13 protein-coding genes, 2 tRNA genes, 3 rRNA genes and 1 pseudogene are annotated in these 19,620 nt (G+C 56.8%); 3 read left to right on the top strand and 16 right to left on the bottom strand.

The features are described 5' to 3' along the window. The 4 genes and pseudogenes from Ga0074115_RS14135 to Ga0074115_RS14120 all read right to left on the bottom strand — a co-directional run. A pseudogene (locus tag Ga0074115_RS14135) lies at positions 1–396 on the bottom strand (hypothetical protein); the annotation flags it as partial. A gap of 179 nt (positions 397–575) precedes the next feature. Beyond that, entirely contained in the window at positions 576–2,294 is a 1,719-nt protein-coding gene (locus Ga0074115_RS14130; protein ID WP_057955391.1) for a TRAP transporter permease, read from the bottom strand. A gap of 77 nt (positions 2,295–2,371) precedes the next feature. Beyond that, the gene (locus Ga0074115_RS14125; RefSeq protein WP_057955390.1) at positions 2,372–3,343 is read right to left on the bottom strand and encodes a TAXI family TRAP transporter solute-binding subunit; all 972 of its coding nucleotides are present in this window, start codon (positions 3,341–3,343) and stop codon (positions 2,372–2,374) included. Positions 3,344–3,446: 103 nt separating this feature from the next. After that, a complete protein-coding gene (locus Ga0074115_RS14120) occupies positions 3,447–3,833 on the bottom strand; it encodes a RidA family protein (RefSeq protein ID WP_005965949.1) in 387 nt (128 codons plus the stop codon). Between the two features lie 171 nt (positions 3,834–4,004). On the opposite strand from Ga0074115_RS14120, the gene Ga0074115_RS14115 reads away from it, so the two are divergent. Continuing rightward, a complete protein-coding gene (locus tag Ga0074115_RS14115; protein ID WP_232433118.1) occupies positions 4,005–4,433 on the top strand; it encodes a GGDEF domain-containing protein in 429 nt (142 codons plus the stop codon). Positions 4,434–4,480: 47 nt separating this feature from the next. Here Ga0074115_RS14115 and spoT read toward each other — a convergent pair whose 3' ends face one another. The 12 genes from spoT to Ga0074115_RS14055 all read right to left on the bottom strand — a co-directional run bounded on the left by spoT (position 4,481) and on the right by Ga0074115_RS14055 (position 17,460). Further along, positions 4,481–6,661, bottom strand: coding sequence for a bifunctional GTP diphosphokinase/guanosine-3',5'-bis pyrophosphate 3'-pyrophosphohydrolase (gene spoT, locus Ga0074115_RS14110; protein ID WP_057955389.1), 2,181 nt, complete (start codon positions 6,659–6,661; stop codon positions 4,481–4,483). Between the two features lie 112 nt (positions 6,662–6,773). Further along, positions 6,774–7,037 (bottom strand): DNA-directed RNA polymerase subunit omega, encoded by a 264-nt coding sequence (gene rpoZ, locus Ga0074115_RS14105; protein WP_057955388.1) that lies wholly within the window; start codon positions 7,035–7,037, stop codon positions 6,774–6,776. A gap of 85 nt (positions 7,038–7,122) precedes the next feature. Then, positions 7,123–8,037: an SPOR domain-containing protein gene (locus Ga0074115_RS14100; protein ID WP_057955387.1), complete on the bottom strand. Its 915-nt coding sequence runs from the start codon at positions 8,035–8,037 to the stop codon at positions 7,123–7,125. Further along, a complete protein-coding gene (locus tag Ga0074115_RS14095; protein ID WP_060528644.1) occupies positions 8,034–8,777 on the bottom strand; it encodes a type III pantothenate kinase in 744 nt (247 codons plus the stop codon). Before Ga0074115_RS14095 ends, Ga0074115_RS14100 begins: the two co-directional genes overlap by 4 nt. Before the next feature lie 3 nt (positions 8,778–8,780). Next, a complete protein-coding gene (birA, locus tag Ga0074115_RS14090; RefSeq protein WP_232433117.1) occupies positions 8,781–9,764 on the bottom strand; it encodes a bifunctional biotin--[acetyl-CoA-carboxylase] ligase/biotin operon repressor BirA in 984 nt (327 codons plus the stop codon). Between the two features lie 159 nt (positions 9,765–9,923). Then, positions 9,924–11,732 (bottom strand): M61 family metallopeptidase, encoded by a 1,809-nt coding sequence (locus Ga0074115_RS14085; RefSeq protein WP_057955396.1) that lies wholly within the window; start codon positions 11,730–11,732, stop codon positions 9,924–9,926. Then, a complete protein-coding gene (locus Ga0074115_RS14080) occupies positions 11,729–12,322 on the bottom strand; it encodes a hypothetical protein (RefSeq protein WP_057955385.1) in 594 nt (197 codons plus the stop codon). Before Ga0074115_RS14080 ends, Ga0074115_RS14085 begins: the two co-directional genes overlap by 4 nt. Before the next feature lie 139 nt (positions 12,323–12,461). Next, a 5S ribosomal RNA gene (gene rrf, locus Ga0074115_RS14075) occupies positions 12,462–12,577 on the bottom strand. 97 nt (positions 12,578–12,674) lie between these two features. Further along, a 23S ribosomal RNA gene (locus Ga0074115_RS14070) occupies positions 12,675–15,443 on the bottom strand. A 203-nt stretch (positions 15,444–15,646) separates the two neighbouring features. Continuing rightward, positions 15,647–15,722: transfer RNA gene (locus Ga0074115_RS14065), tRNA-Ala, on the bottom strand. A gap of 12 nt (positions 15,723–15,734) precedes the next feature. Next, a tRNA-Ile gene (locus tag Ga0074115_RS14060) sits at positions 15,735–15,811 on the bottom strand. Between the two features lie 106 nt (positions 15,812–15,917). Continuing rightward, positions 15,918–17,460 (bottom strand): 16S ribosomal RNA (locus tag Ga0074115_RS14055). Together the 16S, 23S and 5S rRNA genes with 2 tRNA genes alongside form the textbook arrangement of a ribosomal RNA operon. Positions 17,461–17,954: 494 nt before the next feature. Here Ga0074115_RS14055 and Ga0074115_RS16365 point away from each other — a divergent pair. Continuing rightward, on the top strand, positions 17,955–18,110 hold the full coding sequence (locus Ga0074115_RS16365; RefSeq protein ID WP_157292796.1) for a transposase: 156 nt from the start codon (positions 17,955–17,957) through the stop codon (positions 18,108–18,110). A gap of 196 nt (positions 18,111–18,306) precedes the next feature. Further along, entirely contained in the window at positions 18,307–18,435 is a 129-nt protein-coding gene (locus tag Ga0074115_RS17130) for a hypothetical protein (RefSeq protein ID WP_269747091.1), read from the top strand. The last annotated feature ends 1,185 nt before the right edge of the window (positions 18,436–19,620 follow it).

Raw genomic sequence — 19,620 nt, 5'->3', positions numbered from 1 at the left:
CTCTGGCTCTGGCTCTGGCTCTGGCTCTGGCTCTGGCTCTGGCTCTGGCTCTGGCTCTGGCTCTGGCTCTGGCTCTGGCTCTGGCTCTGGCTCTGGCTCTGATTCTGATTCTGGGGGCTCCTCAGTGTCAGCTTCCGCCTCCGGCTGCCGGGGAGGAACTGTAAGCTGCTGCAGGCTGGAGTCGAACTCTTGCTCCAGCCACTCCATCTGGCGCCTTAGAATCTCATCAAACTCGGCCGGTGTGCACACATCACTCATGCTTGCCTGGATCGCCTGCAGCACGGTGGAGTTATATTGCGCCAACAGACCAGGATCGCTGATACCCCGGGCGCTGCAGGCCGCCATCACCCGCCCCATGACGTTGATCTCAACCAGCCTGCGAAAAGTATCGTCCATCAGGATCCCGTCCCCCTCCCCGAACCCATTGAATAGAATCCGATTCCTGCCACTAATCCTAGCCGATTATGTTGCATTGGGAGCCTCTGAACGAATTATGAACGGCAGCCTTACAGCCCAGATTTATTCAGAGGCTCCCGTGCAAACCACGCGTACAATGCCCCTGCAGGATCCCCCCATCAAACATCCGCCTTTTTGAACCATTGCAGCCAAATACCGCTGAGCAACCAGGCGTAAGCGTAGGTGCCGAACAGGATCAGCACAAAGACGATGGCGATATCCCACGGTGTGCCGTTCAGAGAGAACTCTGGCACATAGCCAAACAGGAACGGCGCCAGATAGAGAAACTTGGCGAACTTGAAGGCGGTGAACGCCGTCTTCCACATGTTCGCCTTGGCGATGGTGGCGCCGGCGAAGGCGGCGATACAGACTGGCGGTGTGATGTTGGAGTCCTGGGAGAGCCAGTAGACGATCATGTGGGCGGCAAGCTCATTGACCCCCAAGTGAGTCAGGGCCGGCACCGCCACCACTGCGGTGATCAGGTAGGCCGCCGTCACCGGCACCCCCATACCGAGCACCAGGGAGGCCAGTGCGATTAGCAGGATGGTGAGGAACAGACGTCCATCTGCCAGTTCGATGACGATATCGGCAAAGGTCAGCACCAGGCCCGAGTAGGTCAGCACGCCGATGATGATGCCAATCACCCCCACCGTGGCGCCGATCTTGAGGCTATTCTCCGCACCGTTACGCGCCGCCACGACGAAGCGCCTGGGACCGATGCGGGTCTCCTTGCGAAACCAGCTGGTGATGATCGAGGTAAGGATGCCGAGGATCGCCGAATAGCCCGGCGAATAACCCATCAGCATCAGAATGCTGATCACCACCAGAGGTAGGGTGTAGAACCACTCCTTCTTCAGGATTTCCCCGGCACTCTCCTTCGAACGTTCGCCGACGATGTTGTACTTCTTCGCCTCGTAGTGAACCATCACGAAGACGCTGAAGAAGTACATGAAGGCGGGAAACAGCGCCACCAGCATGATCTGTGAATAGGGCAGACCCGTCATCTCCGCCATGATGAAGCCACCGGCGCCCATCACCGGCGGCATGAACATACCGCCGATGGAGGCGGCAGGTTCGATCCCCCCCGCCACATGGGGTTTGAAACCCGCCTTCTTCATCATCGGGATGGTAAACGCCCCGGTGGAGACGGTATTGGCGATAGCGCTACCGGAGATCGAGCCAAACAGGCCGCTGGCGATCACCGAGACCTTGGCCGGGCCACCCAGCTTGTGGCCCACCGCCGCCAGGGGGAAATCGATAAAGAAGCGCTGCGCCCCGCTCGTCTCCAGAAACGCCCCAAACACCACAAACAACAGGATGTAGGTGGCCAACACGTTGGCCATGATGCCGAACACGCCGTCGCTCTTGTAGAAGATCGAGGTACAGAGGTCGGGAAAGGTGTCACCGGCGTGGGAGATCAACTCTGGCATGTAATCGCCATAGATCCCGTAGAGCAGCATGATGGAGCCGATCACGACAAAGATATTGCCCACCACCCGACGCGCCAGCTCCACTCCCAGCAACACGCCCACCATGGCGATGACTTGATCCAGCTCGGTCTCCGCCCCCGCCCGGTAGTTAATCACCTCGAAGTTGTAGATCCAGTAACCGATGGTGACGATGGAGAGTAGGATCAGCAGATAATCAACTGCCCGGCCAACAGGCGTTTTCGAACGGTAGAGCAGGAACACCAACACATAGGTGATAACAATATAGATGCCGCGATGGAATTGGGTGGCGGCGGGTTCAAGAACAGCTGAATAGGCGTAGAAAAGGACCAAGGCCACTGCCAGCAGATCAAACACCTTCTGCTCAATGTGATGCAGCTTCTCGAACATGTGCCTCTCCTACTAACCATTGCCCAAACAAAAAGGACGGACCCGATTGAGTCCGTCCTTTTATTGTTATCGGCAGCTCAGAGCAATCCCTTCTCTTTCCAGAAGCGGATCGCACCGGGGTGCATGGGCGTCACAATACCGTTGACGCCGGTCTTGATACTCATCTCCTTGAAGGTCTTCTTCTGGCTGCGCATGTGGGCTAGGCCCTCATCGGTATAGATCTTCGACAACATGTCATAGACCACATCATCGGGCACCTTGGCGTTGGCCACCCACAGCGCTGAATCCTGGAATGACGGGGCCTCGTGGTCCACACCCCGATAGGTGCCGGCGGGTACCGACAGCTCGGAGAAGTAGGGGTAACGCTTGAAGAAACCGCTCACGTTGGCATCGGCCTGCAGATCAATCAGATCGATATCATTGGTCTGTGCCGCCATGATTACCGCGCCACTGGGGAAGGCGGTGAAGAGCCAGAAGGCATCCAGCTGCTTATTGCCGAAGGCCTGAGCCGCATCGTTGTAGCCCATGGCGTTGCGCTTGATCTTGTCCCAAACATCCATGTGGGAGAAGAAGAGTTCGCAGTTGGCAAAGGCGCCGGAGCCGGCATTACCCACCCCCACCTTCTTGCCCACCAGATCCTTCACGCTCTTGATGCCGGAACCCTTGCGCACCACCAGCTGAGCCGGGGCGCCATAGAGGTAAGAGACTGCTAGGACATCCTCATATTTTTTCTTGTCATTTTTCAGGCGTCCTTCTCGACCGAGATAGACATGCCCCGAATAGACCACGCCAAAGTGGGCGCGCCCCTTATTGACCTTGCGCAGGTTCTCTACCGAACCGGCCGAAGACTGGGCCTTGACCTTGTAGGCCGAGTTCTTCTTCACCGGCCCATAGACCTGCACCGCATTCGCCACCACCTGAAAGGTGCCACCGGCGGGGCCACCACTGAACACATATCGCTTACCGGCAAAGGCTGCCGACGGCAGGGCCAGGCTCAGAACGAGCGCGGCAACAGCGCCTAATAGAAAAGACCGACCTATCAATTTCATGCTGCAATCTCCTGTATGGCAGACAGATATGGCCCCGTCAAAATGCGGACCCCATAGATATTTATCATGCATCCCTATCCAGCTCAGACCTGCAGGCTGAGGATCAACCCTGCAGCTCCATCACCGCATCCATCTCAACCCCCGCATCCTTCGGCAGTCCCGCCACGCCGATCGCCGCCCGTGCCGGATAGGGTTCGCTAAAATATTCGGCCATCACCTGATTAACCACCGGGAAGTTACCGAGATCAGTGAGAAAGACATTCAGTTTAACCACATCCGCCAGGCTGCCACCCGCGGCACGAGCTACCGCCTGCAGATTATCGAAGACGCGACGGATCTGCTGCTCGATCTCTCCCTCCACCATCTCCATGGTCTCAGGCAGCAGCGGGATCTGACCTGACAGATAGACAGTGGTACCGCACTTGACGGCCTGGGAGTAGGTACCAATGGCTTGCGGTGCCTGATCGGTGCGGATGATCTCACGGCTCATAGAGTGATCCTCAGTAGATAGAATGGTTGGACGGAGACTCTAGCACAGCGGTCGGCCGCTAGTAATTCGACCTTAGAAAACTCTCTGGAGCCTGCGCACCGCTGAATCTGGACGTGGCTAATGATAGGCCCAGCCCTGCGGCATCGACCTGATCGAAAACGGCCCCGATCGATGACAGAGAACATTGTTCAGGTTGCTTCACAGCATGTCACCAACGTTCAGGATATCAATAAAAACCTGGTGGAGAAGACCCTGTGCACGCACTGTCTCGCCAATCTCTCGCAGGCCAAATCCCGGCTGCTGGTTGAGACTATCCATGACATGAACAACAGCCGCCAAGAGCTGGCTGATCTCTCAACCGACCTGGCGAAACACGCCAAACGAGCGGAGGATCAGAGACAGGTCATCAAACGGCAGAGGCAACGGCTGGAAGAACAGAACACGGCGCTCGAGTTTGACCGGGAGCTACTCGAACTGAAGGTTGCAGAGCGCACCGAGGCATTTGAAAAACTGGCCCACTACGACTCATTGACCAACCTACCCAACCGTTTTCTCTTCAATGACCGGTTGAAACATGCCCTGCAACCAGTTTCAGCTTAACTATCCAGGCCCCGCATAACAGGGGACTTGCTGAAGCTCCCCAGATCTCAGATATTCTGCCGGTTGATCTTCAGCACCGAAGAGAGTGTCTTGACCCGCCGCATGATCCGCGCCAGATGGCGGCGGTTACGCACGGTGATGACAAAGGTCAGGGTTGTGGAGAGGCCATCGCGCTCCTCGGAAAGCACATTCTCAATGTTCGAGCCCTCCTCTGAGATGGTCGCGGCCACCGTCGCTAGCACACCACGCCGGTTGCCTGCCTCGACCCGGATCTCGGTGGAGAAGTCACCGTCCACCTCAGGCTCCCACTCGGCGTCGATCCATTTGTGGCCATGCTTGGCATACTCACCCAGATTGGGACAACCCTGGCGATGCACCACGATGCCCTTACCGGGATTGAACACACCAACGATCGCATCCCCCGGAATCGGCCGGCAACACTTAGCATACTTCACCACCATCCCTTCGGTGCCCTTGATCGCTAGCGGGCCGGCCGACTTCTCGGTCTTCTCCGGAGTCCCATCGGCCGGCACATCATCCCCCACCAGACGCCGCGCGATCAGCACCGGCATCCGGTTGCCCAACGCCACCTCCGCCAGCAATTCATCCAGATCGTCGAGCCGGTACTCCTCCAGCAGCGCGTCGATGTGCTTCTGCTCCAACTCGTAGAGATTCAGCGAGAAGCTCTGCAGTTCCCGCTCCAGCAGACGCCGCCCCAGCTCCACCGCCTCCTGCCCTTGCAGATTGCGCAGGAAGGCGCGAATGTTGATGCGTGCCTTACTGGTCACCACAAAGTTGAGCCAGGCGGGACTCGGGCTGGCCCCTTCGGAGTTGATGATCTCCACCGTCTGGCCGTTGCGCAGATGACTGCGCAACGGCACCAGACGGCGGTCGATACGCGCCGCAACGCAGGTATTACCCAAGTCAGTGTGCAGCGCGTAGGCAAAATCCACCACCGTTGCCCCCTGCGGCAACACCATGATGCGACCACGCGGGGTGAACACATAGACCTCATCGGGAAACAGATCGACCTTGACGTGCTCGAGAAACTCCACCGAGTCGCCCACCCCCTGCTGCATCTCCAGCAGATTGGTGAGCCAGTCGGAGGCACGCGACTGGGCCCAGTGGCCACCACCGTCATCGCTCTTGTATTTCCAGTGGGCGGCAATGCCTGACTCGGCCAGACGCTCCATCTCCTCGGTGCGAATCTGGATCTCGATCGGGATGCCCTGGGGGCCAAACAGCACCGTATGCAACGACTGATAACCGTTCGCTTTGGGGATAGCGATATAGTCCTTGAAGCGCCCCGGCATCGGCTTGTAGAGATTATGCACCGCGCCAAGCACCCGGTAGCAGGTATCCACCTTGTCGACGATGATGCGGAAGGCGAACACATCCACCACCTCGTGGAAGCTCAGCTTCTTCTGCGCCATCTTGCGGTAGATACTGTAGAGATGCTTCTCCCGACCGCTGACCCGCCCCCCCAGTTCATCCTGCTCCAGCCGGCTACGCAACGCCACCTCCACATTCGAGACCAGCTCCTTGTGGTGGCCACGGGCCTCCGCCACCGCCTGCGTCAAGGCCCGGTAGCGCATCGGCCAGTGGGCGTGAAAACCCAGCTCTTGCAGCTCCAGACGGACACTATTGATGCCGAGCCGATTGGCAATCGGCGCATAGATATCGAGGGTCTCGCGGGCGATACGGCGGGCCTTGCCGGGGCGCATCACCCCCAGGGTGCGCATATTGTGCAGCCGATCCGCCAGCTTGATCATGATCACCCGGATGTCCTGGGTCATCGCCAGCAGCATCTTGCGCAGGCTCGCCGCCTGCGCCTCCACCTGGGACTGGAAGTCGATCTTCGAGAGCTTCGAGACGCCATCGACCAGCGATGCGATCTCCTCATCGAAGGTCTCGACGAGTTGCTCCCGAGCGGTATCGGTATCCTCGATCACATCGTGCAGGATCGCCGCCATCAGGCACTTATGGTCCATGCGCATCTCGGCAAGGATTCGCGCCACAGCGACAGGGTGGTAGATGTAGGGTTCGCCGGTTTTGCGATGCTGCCCGGAGTGGGCTTCAGCGCCAAACAGATAGGCCCGGTAGACCTCGCGGATCTGCGCCTGCTTGAGATAGTTTTCCAGGTAGACGCAGAGGTCACTGATCAGGAAGCGGGGAACCTCCTGATCGGGTGGGGTCAATGGTTTGGTGGGTCCAAGGGGGTTGCTCATGCAGCACTCCGTCACAGTGATGTGACGATTCTGTGCTGACAGGGCCGTTCAAGGCAAGACCCATCTCCGCCCAATCAAGGCGGAATCACCATGAACTCGCTTGAGCAGAGGATTACTGCCCCAGCAGGGAGGCGTCTAGTGCGGAGATGGTCGCGTCCACCACCATCGATTCATCCTCTGGCTGCTCCAAATCCTGGCCGGTGATCAGACCGTCGGCGATCTCGCGCAGCGCCATCACGGTCGGTTTGTCGTTCTCCCAGGGCAGCAACGGTTCCACCCCATGCTCCAGCTGGCGAGCCCGCTTGGTCGCCACCAGCACCAAGTCGAAACGGTTATCCACGTAATCCAGACAATCTTCTACTGTGACGCGAGCCATTTAATCACTCCGGGAATCATTCATTACGACCAGCTGGGCCGAGGGAACGGGAAATGATATACGATCCGCCCCCATGACTCCACACCTACCCGGCCTGTTTGTCGCAAGGGCGTGGGCCCTGCTTGGCGTCCTCATACTCCCGCAGCAGAGCTGCCCATGCCTCTGCAGGCAGAGGCGGCTCGCCTTGGAAGGAGAAGTCGAGCCAGTGTCGGCTCTTCTCACGGAAACGCGGCCGAACCTCAGCTGCAAAGCCTTTTGCCACCACTGCCTTGCGTCTGATTACCGCACGATCCATGGAGCGGAAGAGCCCCAGTGAGATGGCATGGGCCAGTTCTCCGCTAGTGAAGCGCCACAGGTCCGTGATGCCCGCCAACTTGAGGAGCTTGACCAGCTCGGCCGCCTTTTCACGACTTTTCTGCGGTGGGATCAGCACCCAGAAGCCCGCCTGTTCCTGCACGGACTCTGACCTATGCGTGGCCTTCACGCCCTTCGCCAGTAGCTGCAGACGCAGCTTTTCCGCCTCTGATTGCAGATTCAGTGGACCGACGCTCATGCAGACAAGGGCGGGCGGCGGTGGCGCCGATGGGGTCTCTGGCGTTTTCTGCTCAGGCGCGGGCGCCGCCAGTGTCGGCGTCTCTGGGGCGACGGGCGCAAAGGGGACCTGCGGTTCAGCGACAGGCGAAGGCACAGCCCCCTCAGCCAGCGGTTCCGACTCTACCGTCGCAACTGGTGGCTGCGCCGCCTCCACCTCTTCATCTTTGTCTACCGCTGCCAGTTCAGAAGGCTCACTCTCCGGCAGCAGTTCTGCCGGCGGGTCAAGGGACTCGACGGGCCGGCCTGTTTCCGGCTCAGTAACCTCCTGCAGCTCACTGAGCAGCATCAGATTACCCAGCGCGGCTGCCCCGCGCTCGGGGGCCGGGTCGCTGACCATGCGTGGATAGCCCCAGATCAGCGCACCAATATTGGCCAGAAGCAGTATAAAAAACAGCCACCTTGTCATCGGCTGCTCCGATCTGTTGCGATTACTATTCCCATCAACACAAGATGCGGTTCATACCGCGTTGCTATCCTGATCCACTCTCTTACTCGTAGCGCGCCCCCGCCGGTCAGCAGGCAGCGCGGCGTCTCACCGCTGCGGGCCTCCAGTTCAGCGTATGCCCGCTCTATCAGGGCGACTGTCGAAAACAGCGCACTAGCAGCAATTCCGGAACCGCTATCAGCCCCGAACAGGCCATCGACCTCGAGTGAAGACGGCGGTGGAATGTCGGTGCCCCGAATCAGGGCCTGGACTGCCATCTCTAGCCCCGGCAGGATCAACCCGCCATGATGAGTACCATCCCGCCCCAGAGCATCGATCGTGGTGGCCGTGCCACAGTCTACGACAATGACGGGGGTCACAGAAAGCGACTTTGCAGCTTGCAATGCAAGAAAACGGTCGACACCCAGGGTTTCCGGCTGTCGATAGCCACTCTTCACCCCGCCCTGGGCTGCCTGGGCGCGCAGGAAATCGGGCTTCAGTCCCCAGTGCTTTGTACACCAGTCACGCAGCTCACACCGCACTGCCTCACCTGCGACACAGCTTACCCAAACTGCTGCAGGCGCTGCCAGCTGCCGCCATTGGGCATCGAGCAGTGGTGTGAGCTCACCCAGGTGCTGTTGACTGCTGACCGCGCCGTCCGCCAGGCCCGCCACTGTACTCCAACGAAACGAGGTGTTTCCGATATCGACGAGCAACTCCACGCTTCAGGATCCCTCAGAGCGGAGACTGACTTCGCCGGCATGAAAGCTGCGGATATCTCCCTCCACCGCCAGTAGTAGCGCACCATTTTCATCGATTCCCCGGTGCTGGCCCTGGATCGCGCCCCGTGCATTGCGGACAACAACCTGTCTGCCCAGCATCAGATCAGCATCGTGCCACTCTTGCATGAACGGCTGCAGCCCCTCGCTTGCATAAAGATTCGCCACCCTGACCAGGTTCTCGATCAGGCTCGCGACCAACTCATTGCGAGTGTGGGGCCTGACGCCGGCGATTGAACGGAGATCAGTCCAGGGCTGATCGATGACCGCCCCCTGCTCGTCCATATGGGTATTCAATCCCACCCCGAGCACCACTTGGGCGGGCCCTTCTGACTCCCCCGACACCTCGAGCAGCAGACCAGCGAGCTTTTTCTGCTGCCAGAGGATGTCGTTGGGCCACTTCAGACCTGCCTCAACAGCTCCCAACTCGCGCAGCGTGCGCAGCACAGCAATACCGGCGGCCAGGCTCAGCCCGCTGAGACGCATCGGCGCTAGCTCGAAGCGCCACAGCAGCGAGAGATAGACGTTGCTACCGTAGGGTGAGATCCAGCGGCGACCATGCCGACCACGCCCGGCCGACTGCTGCTCGGCCAGACAGACAGTACCATTCGCTGCCCCCTTGCGGGCCTGTTCCATCAACCAGCTGTTGGTGGAATCCAGGCTCTGATGGAGATGGATGACGCTGATCTGCACCCCGATTTCGTCGCTGAACTGTGCGCTGATCCGTTCGCTATCGAGCAGGTCCAGCGGTCGGGCGAGTCGATAGCCCCTGCCGCGCACTGCATGAACATCCTGGCCGAACGCGTCACGCAACTGGCGGACTTGTTTCCAGATAGCGGCCCGGCTGACCCCCAGCGCTACGGCTAGCGATTCACCGGAGTGAAAGCGCCCGTCGGCTAGCAATTGCAGCAGTCTGATCCTAGTCGGCATCGCCACTTAAGGAGCCTCTGAACGAATCATGAACGGCAGTCTTATGGCCCAAATTTCCCGCTGCTGCGTTAAACGTCTCGGCAATAATCCGGCTATTACCTGCGATTTCTGCCTTGCATCGAAAAATTTGGCCTTACAATTCTGCTCGTCCAGATACATTCAGAGGCTCCTTAACCAGGCGTCGCGCCGCGCCTGCTGTGCTGGCGGGATCGCCTCTGGTAGATAGAATTCGCAGGTATCGGCTGGCGCCACTTGCGGCACAAGCTCAAATTGCATCAGCTCATCTCGTCGAAAGGCATGCACCGGTACCACCTCACCAGGCGGCAGGACGGCGATGCGTTTTTCGATCTCCCCCTGCCGGACCCGCAGCCCATCAACCGCCACGATCAAGTCACCGGCAGCGATCCCCGCGGCCATCGCTGCACCACCCTCATACACTTGCACGACCTGCTCGCCGGCATCCTGCCCTTTGATGCGGGCACCCAGTACCGAACGCGGCTTTGCATCTGCCACTTGCTCATCAGTCACTACGCCACCGTTGTCCTCCGGGCCGGCTGCGGGACGTAGGCGCATCTGTACACCAAACGCCGCCAGCGACTCCTGCAGGGGCAGTTCCTGGGTAGTGCGCAGGCCAAGCTCAAACAGCGGCGCTAGATCCAGCCCTGTCACCTCCATCGCCACTTGCTCAAATCCCCTCTCTGGCACCCCGATACCCGGCTTGCCGTAGCGGTGCCACATCACCTGCATAACGTGGTCAAGAGAGCTAGCGCCATCACTTTCGAGTCGCATCCGTAGATCAAGCAGCAGTGCGAACAGCGCACCCTTGGCGTAGTAGCTGACAATCGCGTTCGGGGCATTCTCGTCCTGTTTGTAGAATTTGGTCCAGGCATCGAAGCTCGACTCTTCCAGAGTCTGTTTCAGACGCCCGCGGCCGCGCATCACCCGAGTGACGGTTTCGGCCAGCAGTTCAAAATAGTCTTTACGCTTAATGCAGCCGCTTTTCAGCAGCATCAGATCATCATAGTAGGAGGTGATGCCTTCAAACACCCACATCTGTCGCGTGTGGACTTCCGCGCTCGTGTCGTTCTCGAGGAACACCGCAGGGGTGATGCGTTTGACATTCCACAGATGAAAGTATTCATGGCTGCAGAGCCCCAGCAAACGCCGATAGTTCTTGCTCGGTTCCGTTTCGTATCGCCCTGGCAGATCCTTGCGGCTGGCCAACAGGCTAGTGGAGTTTTGGTGCTCAAGCCCGCCATAGCCCTCTCCGACCACGCTAAGCAGGAAGAGATAGTCGTTGAGGGGGAGTTCGCCAAACAACGCAACTTGCTGGCTGCAGATTCGGGTCAGGTCGCTCTTCAGACGGTTCAGGTCTGCGCTGTGTCTGCCCACCACGACAAAGCGATGCGGCTTGCCCGCCACTGCAAAATCAAAAGCGTCGTGCACACCGATCTCAACAGGCTGATCGATCAGCTCTTCGTAATTCTGCAATAGATAGCTGCCAAACCCCTGCTCGTCGACGCTCTGCGATCGCATTGCCGCGGCGACCCGCCATGACTCATAGCACTCTCCTGCTGGGCGGTTGATGGTAAGAGTCAGTGGCTCTTGCTGCTTACCGTGCACAGCCAGGAACAGGGCTGCACCATTGAAGTAGGCATGCGTGGTATCCATATGAGCACCTCGCACTGACAGATCCCAAGCGTAGACCTGATAGCGGATTGTCAGATCGCCACTGACCGGCTCGCATCGCCATGTCTGCTTGTCCAGTTTTTTTATCGCAAGCGGACCTGTGCTGTCCTCAGCGTCGATAATAATGATATGTCGTGAGAAATCCCGAATCATGTAGCTGCCACGGATCCAAGCCGACAGAGAAAAGGTTACACCGTGCGGTTCAGGATCCGGGATATGGATGCTGACTTGATAGAGATGCGCCTCCGGTGACAGGAGTTCGACTGTATAGCTAATCATCGGTACCTCCATTCTGTCACTGCCTGTTCTGCCCGGGCATTGCTTGGCCGCGCAATCAGACCTGACATGGTTGCGCTGACGATGAACTCAGCGCCTTCGGCCAGAGGCATATAGACTGAGCTGCCGTAATAGGCGTCCACCATTCCAAGTTGTTCCGCGATATTCATTGCGGCACTGATCCAGGCGCCAGGCGACTCAATCAGTTCGATGATCACGGGCGCAGAAGCGGCTTGCACATTCTTCTCCAGACGAGAGGAAAATCGCTCAAGTCGGACGTTTGGTGTTTTTCCCAGCAGAGCCGCCCACGCTTTCCACTTCAAAAAGCGCCCATCAAGTTGCCACTCCTCTCCTGGCATATCCAGCCTAATCGGTTGCTTGCCGTCGATACGGAGCATCAACACTCGTCCCAGCTCTGATTTCTCGCCCACAATAACCTTGGCCAGAACCTGCTCTGCGGTCAGTTTTGTATAGGTATGTAGATTCAGGCCAAGCAGCATCAAAAAGAGCCCCACCAAAGCAGCGCTGGTTCCTGCACTACCAGCCAAGCTGGCCCACAGAATTTTTCGCTTGGACACCAGCCTCAGGCCCATCAGGATGATGCTCCCCCGAGGCAATCGGATGTCATCTCGACGCTCATAATGGATTGGGATCAGTTTTGACTGAGAGAGCCGTCATTCTACACGCAATAAAAAACCCCGGACCATAGTTGATCCGGGGTTTGGAATAAGCGCCTGGCAGTGACCTACTTTCACATGGGGAAACCCCACACTATCATCGGCGCTAAGTCGTTTCACTTCCGAGTTCGGGATGGGATCGGGTGGTACCAACTCGCTATGGCCGCCAGGCAAACAAGTGGTCCTGCTCCTATCGGAGCAGAACAGCATTCGGTTAGATCGCTTGGATGTTGCATTCGCTTAACCATCCCAAAACGTTTGGGGTTATATGGTCAAGCCTCACGGTCAATTAGTACTGGTTAGCTTCACACATTACTGCGCTTCCACACCCAGCCTATCAACGTCATAGTCTTTAACGGACCTTCAGGGACCTCAAGGGTCCAGCGAGATCTAATCTTGGGAGGGGCTTCCCGCTTAGATGCTTTCAGCGGTTATCCTGTCCGTATGTAGCTACCCGGCAATGCCACTGGCGTGACAACCGGAACACCAGAGATACGTCCACTCCGGTCCTCTCGTACTAGGAGCAGCTTCCCTCAAATCTCGAACGCCCACGGCAGATAGGGACCGAACTGTCTCACGACGTTCTAAACCCAGCTCGCGTACCACTTTAAATGGCGAACAGCCATACCCTTGGGACCGACTTCAGCCCCAGGATGTGATGAGCCGACATCGAGGTGCCAAACACCGCCGTCGATATGAACTCTTGGGCGGTATCAGCCTGTTATCCCCGGAGTACCTTTTATCCGTTGAGCGATGGCCCTTCCATACAGAACCACCGGATCACTAAGACCTACTTTCGTACCTGCTCGACGTGTCTGTCTCGCAGTCAAGCACCCTTATGCCTTTGCACTCATTGCGCGATGTCCGACCGCGCTGAGGGTACCTTCGTGCTCCTCCGTTACTCTTTGGGAGGAGACCGCCCCAGTCAAACTACCCACCATACACTGTCCCCAACCCGGATAACGGGTCTAGGTTAGAACTTCAAACATACCAGGGTGGTATTTCAAGGTTGGCTCCACCGAAACTGGCGTTCCGGTTTCAAAGCCTCCCACCTATCCTACACAAGTAGGCTCAAAGTCCAGTGCAAAGCTGTAGTAAAGGTTCACGGGGTCTTTCCGTCTAGCCGCGGGTACACTGCATCTTAACAGCGAGTTCAATTTCACTGAGTCTCTGGTGGAGACAGTGTGGCCATCGTTACGCCATTCGTGCAGGTCGGAACTTACCCGACAAGGAATTTCGCTACCTTAGGACCGTTATAGTTACGGCCGCCGTTTACCGGGGCTTCGATCAAGAGCTTCGCTTGCGCTAACCCCATCAATTAACCTTCCGGCACCGGGCAGGCGTCACACCCTATACGTCCTCTTTCGAGTTTGCAGAGTGCTATGTTTTTAATAAACAGTCGCAGCCACCTGGTCTCTGCGGCCCCCCATAGCTTGCACTACGAGGGGCGTACCTTCTCCCGAAGTTACGGTACCATTTTGCCTAGTTCCTTCACCAGAGTTCTCTCAAGCGCCTTGGAATACTCATCCTGCCCACCTGTGTCGGTTTGGGGTACGGTCTATATGCAGGGGCTATTTCCTGGAACTCCTACGCCACCATATCGACAACCAACGCGATACAGTAACTACCGGAATTCGTCACCACCTGCAGGCTCAGGAATATTAACCTGATTCCCATCGACTACGCCTTTCGGCCTCGCCTTAGGGGCCGGCTAACCCTGCGCCGATTAGCGTTGCGCAGGAAACCTTGGGCTTTCGGCGTGCGGGCCTCTCACCCGCATTATCGTTACTCATGTCAGCATTCGCACTTCTGATACCTCCAGCATGCTTTACAACACACCTTCGCAGGCTTACAGAACGCTCCTCTACCATGCGTGTAAACACGCATCCGCAGCTTCGGTACACAACTTAAGCCCCGTTAAATCTTCCGCGCAGGCCGACTCGACTAGTGAGCTATTACGCTTTCTTTAAAGGATGGCTGCTTCTAAGCCAACCTCCTAGCTGTCTATGCCTTCCCACATCGTTTCCCACTGAGTTGTGATTTAGGGACCTTAGCTGGCGGTCTGGGTTGTTTCCCTTTCCACGACGGACGTTAGCACCCGCCGTGTGTCTCCCGCGATTGCACTTCCAGGTATTCGGAGTTTGCATCGGTTTGGTAAGCCGGGATGGCCCCCTAGCCGAAACAGTGCTCTACCCCCTGGAGTGAGACGCGAGGCGCTACCTAAATAGCTTTCGAGGAGAACCAGCTATCTCCGGGCTTGATTAGCCTTTCACTCCTACCCACAGCTCATCCCCTCACTTTTCAACGTAAGTGGGTTCGGGCCTCCAGCGCGTGTTACCGCACCTTCACCCTGGCCATGGGTAGATCGCCCGGTTTCGGGTCTACTCCCAGCGACTATGGCGCCCTATTAAGACTCGGTTTCCCTACGGCTCCCCTATACGGTTAACCTTGCCACTGAGAAGTAAGTCGCTGACCCATTATACAAAAGGTACGCAGTCACCCCCGAAGGGGCTCCCACTGCTTGTACGCATACGGTTTCAGGTTCTATTTCACTCCCCTCAACGGGGTTCTTTTCGCCTTTCCCTCACGGTACTGGTTCACTATCGGTCGGCAGAGAGTATTTAGCCTTGGAGGATGGTCCCCCCATGTTCAGACAGGATATCACGTGTCCCGCCCTACTCGATTTCACGATAAATAGGCTTTCGTGTACGGGGCTATCACCCTGTATCGCCGGACTTTCCAGACCGTTCCACTAACCACTCTATCGCTTAAGGGCTAATCCCCGTTCGCTCGCCGCTACTAAGGGAATCTCGGTTGATTTCTTTTCCTCCGGGTACTTAGATGTTTCAGTTCCCCGGGTTCGCCTCTACACCCTATGTATTCAGATGCAGATACCTCCTAAGAGGTGGGTTCCCCCATTCGGAAATCCTCGGATCAAAGCTAGTTTGACAACTCCCCGAGGCTTATCGCAGCCTACCACGTCCTTCATCGCCTTCTGCCGCCTAGGCATCCACCGTATGCGCTTACTCACTTGACCATATAACCCCAAAAATTCTGGGATACGATCAATGGTTACGAATGCAACATACCCAGTATCTAAGCCTTGAGAAACTTAGATACTTAATTGATAAGGATATCTTTCGATATCACCTATCAGCGATCTAACCTAATTTTTAAAGAGCAGACTTCGCAAATGCAAAGTGGCTAGCCTTCTCGCTAGACACTTCCCACTCAGGAATTTGGTGGAGCCAGGCGGGATCGAACCGCCGACCTCCTGCGTGCAAGGCAGGCGCTCTCCCAGCTGAGCTATGGCCCCTGAACTCCAATCTGGTGGGTCTGGGAGGATTTGAACCTCCGACCTCACCCTTATCAGGGGTGCGCTCTAACCAACTGAGCTACAGACCCAATTTGCTCAAGTGCAGTACAGATGCTCCAAGCAACAGGCCTGTATCTGCTTTAACTGTGGATAGGTAATTTATGTGAGTACTCCGCCGACCCGGCGAAACTTTTTAAAGGAGGTGATCCAGCCCCAGGTTCCCCTAGGGCTACCTTGTTACGACTTCACCCCAGTCATGAATCACAAAGTGGTGAGCGCCCTCCCGAAGGTTAAGCTACCCACTTCTTTTGCAACCCACTCCCATGGTGTGACGGGCGGTGTGTACAAGGCCCGGGAACGTATTCACCGCGGCATGCTGATCCGCGATTACTAGCGATTCCGACTTCACGCAGTCGAGTTGCAGACTGCGATCCGGACTACGACCGGTTTTCTGAGATTGGCTCCCCCTCGCGGGTTTGCAGCCCTCTGTACCGGCCATTGTAGCACGTGTGTAGCCCAGCCCATAAGGGCCATGATGACTTGACGTCATCCCCACCTTCCTCCGGTTTGTCACCGGCAGTCCCCTTAGAGTTCCCACCATTACGTGCTGGCAACTAAGGGCAAGGGTTGCGCTCGTTACGGGACTTAACCCAACATCTCACGACACGAGCTGACGACAGCCATGCAGCACCTGTCACTCGGCTCCCGAAGGCACCAATCTATCTCTAGAAAGTTCCGAGGATGTCAAGGGCTGGTAAGGTTCTTCGCGTTGCATCGAATTAAACCACATGCTCCACCGCTTGTGCGGGCCCCCGTCAATTCCTTTGAGTTTTAACCTTGCGGCCGTACTCCCCAGGCGGTCAACTTATCGCGTTAGCTGCGCCACTAAGCCCTTATAATGAGCCCAACGGCTAGTTGACATCGTTTACGGCGTGGACTACCAGGGTATCTAATCCTGTTTGCTACCCACGCTTTCGCACCTCAGCGTCAGTATTGGTCCAGGAAGTCGCCTTCGCCACTGATGTTCCTCCGGATATCTACGCATTTCACCGCTACACCCGGAATTCCACTTCCCTCTACCATACTCTAGCCTGCCAGTATCAAATGCAGTTCCCAGGTTGAGCCCAGGGCTTTCACATCTGACTTAACAAGCCGCCTACGCGCGCTTTACGCCCAGTAATTCCGATTAACGCTCGCACCCTCCGTATTACCGCGGCTGCTGGCACGGAGTTAGCCGGTGCTTCTTCTAAAGGTAACGTCAAGACCCAAGGGTATTATCCTCAGGCTTTTCTTCCCAATTGAAAGTGCTTTACAACCCGCAGGCCTTCTTCACACACGCGGTATTGCTGGATCAGGCTTGCGCCCATTGTCCAATATTCCCCACTGCTGCCTCCCGTAGGAGTCTGGGCCGTGTCTCAGTCCCAGTGTGGCTGATCGTCCTCTCAGACCAGCTATGGATCGTCGCCTTGGTAGGCCATTACCCCACCAACTAGCTAATCCAACGCAGGCTCATCCAATAGCGCGAGGTCCGAAGATCCCCCGCTTTCCCCCGTAGGGCGTATGCGGTATTAGCTCGGATTTCTCCGAGTTGTCCCCCACTACTGGGCAGATTCCTACGCGTTACTCACCCGTCCGCCACTCGTCGCCAGAGAGCAAGCTCTCCGCGTTACCGTTCGACTTGCATGTGTTAAGCATACCGCCAGCGTTCAATCTGAGCCAGGATCAAACTCTTCAGTTTAAGTTTGATAGCTGCTTATGGCAGCCAATCTTTTTGACTCGAAATTCAATCGAATTAACGCTTGAGTCTCTCGTCGATCTTTGGCCTCACCAAAGTCAACGGAGTACCCACACAAATTACCTATCCGACTTGTTAAAGAGCTTCCGGAACTTTTTGCCCGGTAAAGACCGCCTATTCTACAGGCCTCTAATCTGGCGTCAAGAGCTTTTTCCTGAATCCCGATCAGCGCCGCAGCGATCTCGTTTGGAGGCGCGTATTCTACAGAGCTAAGGTAGTCTGTCAACCCCCTTTTTTCAGCCCCGAGAAGCGCACTTCCCGTCTCCTCCGTGGCCCGACTCAACCGCCGTTCACCCCGAAAGAGCCGCGCATTATACGGCCATCTTCCTCCCCGTCAAGACCTAATGCCTTCTAATTGCATCCTCTCCCCTTCAAGCCTCAAACCTCGCCATCAAACAAGCGTTACAGCAGTCGCACCAACCAAGCGAATGCACAGAGTGGTCAATCGCGCGCTCGAAGCACTCTACTCACTCACCAGGCGCCCAACACCGCCAGAATTGCTACTGCGCACCCAGCTGCCACAGATCCTCTACTCAATCCGGACTGAACACATCTTTCTCAAGCGACTCAGCTACAACCTGACATTTCGTTGATTCCCCCCTCTCTAACGCATCCACTCTAGAATCTCCTTTATATTCACAACGAATCGGAAGCAGCTGGTAGAGGCAGAAAGCATCCGCAAGATGCCGCATGAAGCACTGCGGGACTTTCATGGTGAGAAACCCTTCAACACGCTCCATATATTGATCAACGAACAGAACACACAGCTTCCGCAAGGGTAAAACCAAGTTGCGCTACATAAGGCATCTGCTGACGGAGAACCGCCAGGTCGTGGCGGTCGATGCACACACCACCCCAACCAACGAACACGCCAAACAGGAAGAGACTCTCGAAAGGGTCGGTGCGGACACGGGATAGGACACCACTAACTTCGTCAATGGATTGCGCAGAACGGCTGCAGCTGCAAATCAGCTATCGACGACCGTGCGACGCATTATTCAGGCTATCGGATCAGACCGAAGATCCACAAACAGATCAAAGAACGCTCGACTGGACCAAGACCTTGTGCCTGCCTGGCCGCATCAAACCGAGCAAGCGCTGACCAGATGATCATCGATTTGCGCGAATGGCGGTCGATTTCAATCTGGCACGCGAGTCAATTTCCTACATTGTAATCAGAAAGGTCTGCTTAATCTTTGACGTCCATCACCTGTAGATTATGGGTCACAGGGATGACCGATAATGCATCGGACACGAACAAGGATGTTCACCCTACAAACGACTTTTGGGGCTTGAGCTAGCTTTGCTATGGAGAGCGTAAAATCCCCGCCACCGTCCTCAAGGGAAGCGAATGTGATATCGAAGCTCATATTGGGTTGAGATCAGTTTTGGCTGAGGGGCTGTCATCCAACATGATCAAGTAGGAAGCGAGATCGCTCCCGCCCTCCTCTCACACCATCGTACGTACGGTTCCGTATACGGCGGTTCATTCAAAACATTTGAGCCGATGGTATTGATCCATCAGCGATACTAGCCCAAGGCGATCAACGAGCTTCTTTGAAAGCGCCTGATTCAGGTGCGAAGCACCCGAGTTCCACCAAGGACCACACCCATTGGCAACGCTCATCCAGTGAGCGTATCTCAGATAATCCCAATCGCATTAGCATCTTCGCCCGCGAGTACTAGTGCTTCCATTGCCTCCAGAGGATCTTTCTCAGATGACGCCGGATCTAGCCGTCCAGCTTCTCGAAGACCACTTTCACTCCCGTATAGCGGAAGTAAAATGCGACTACCGCGGTCCGAGTGGTGAATCAGGTCGGGTGGCGGCTGTCTGAGCTTGATCGCCATCATCAAAGCCTGGATCACCTGGGCTTTCTTCCTTCATCCGCCGATCCATCACCCAGCACACCACACGGCGGGAATACAGGTCGATCACGCCGGCCAGGCAAACCCAGCTCTACTGGGTCCACAGATACGTAATACCCGTTCCCCAGACCTGATTGAGCGGCTGACGATGAACTCAGCGCCTTCGGCCAGAGGCATATAGACTGAGCTGCCGTAATAGGCGTCCACCATTCCAAGTTGTTCCGCGATATTCATTGC

The organism is endosymbiont of Ridgeia piscesae, assembly GCF_001443665.1.
In the GTDB taxonomy this organism is placed as follows: Bacteria; Pseudomonadota; Gammaproteobacteria; order Chromatiales; family Chromatiaceae; genus Endoriftia; species Endoriftia persephonae.
This window is presented reverse-complemented; position numbering and strand designations above follow the sequence as displayed.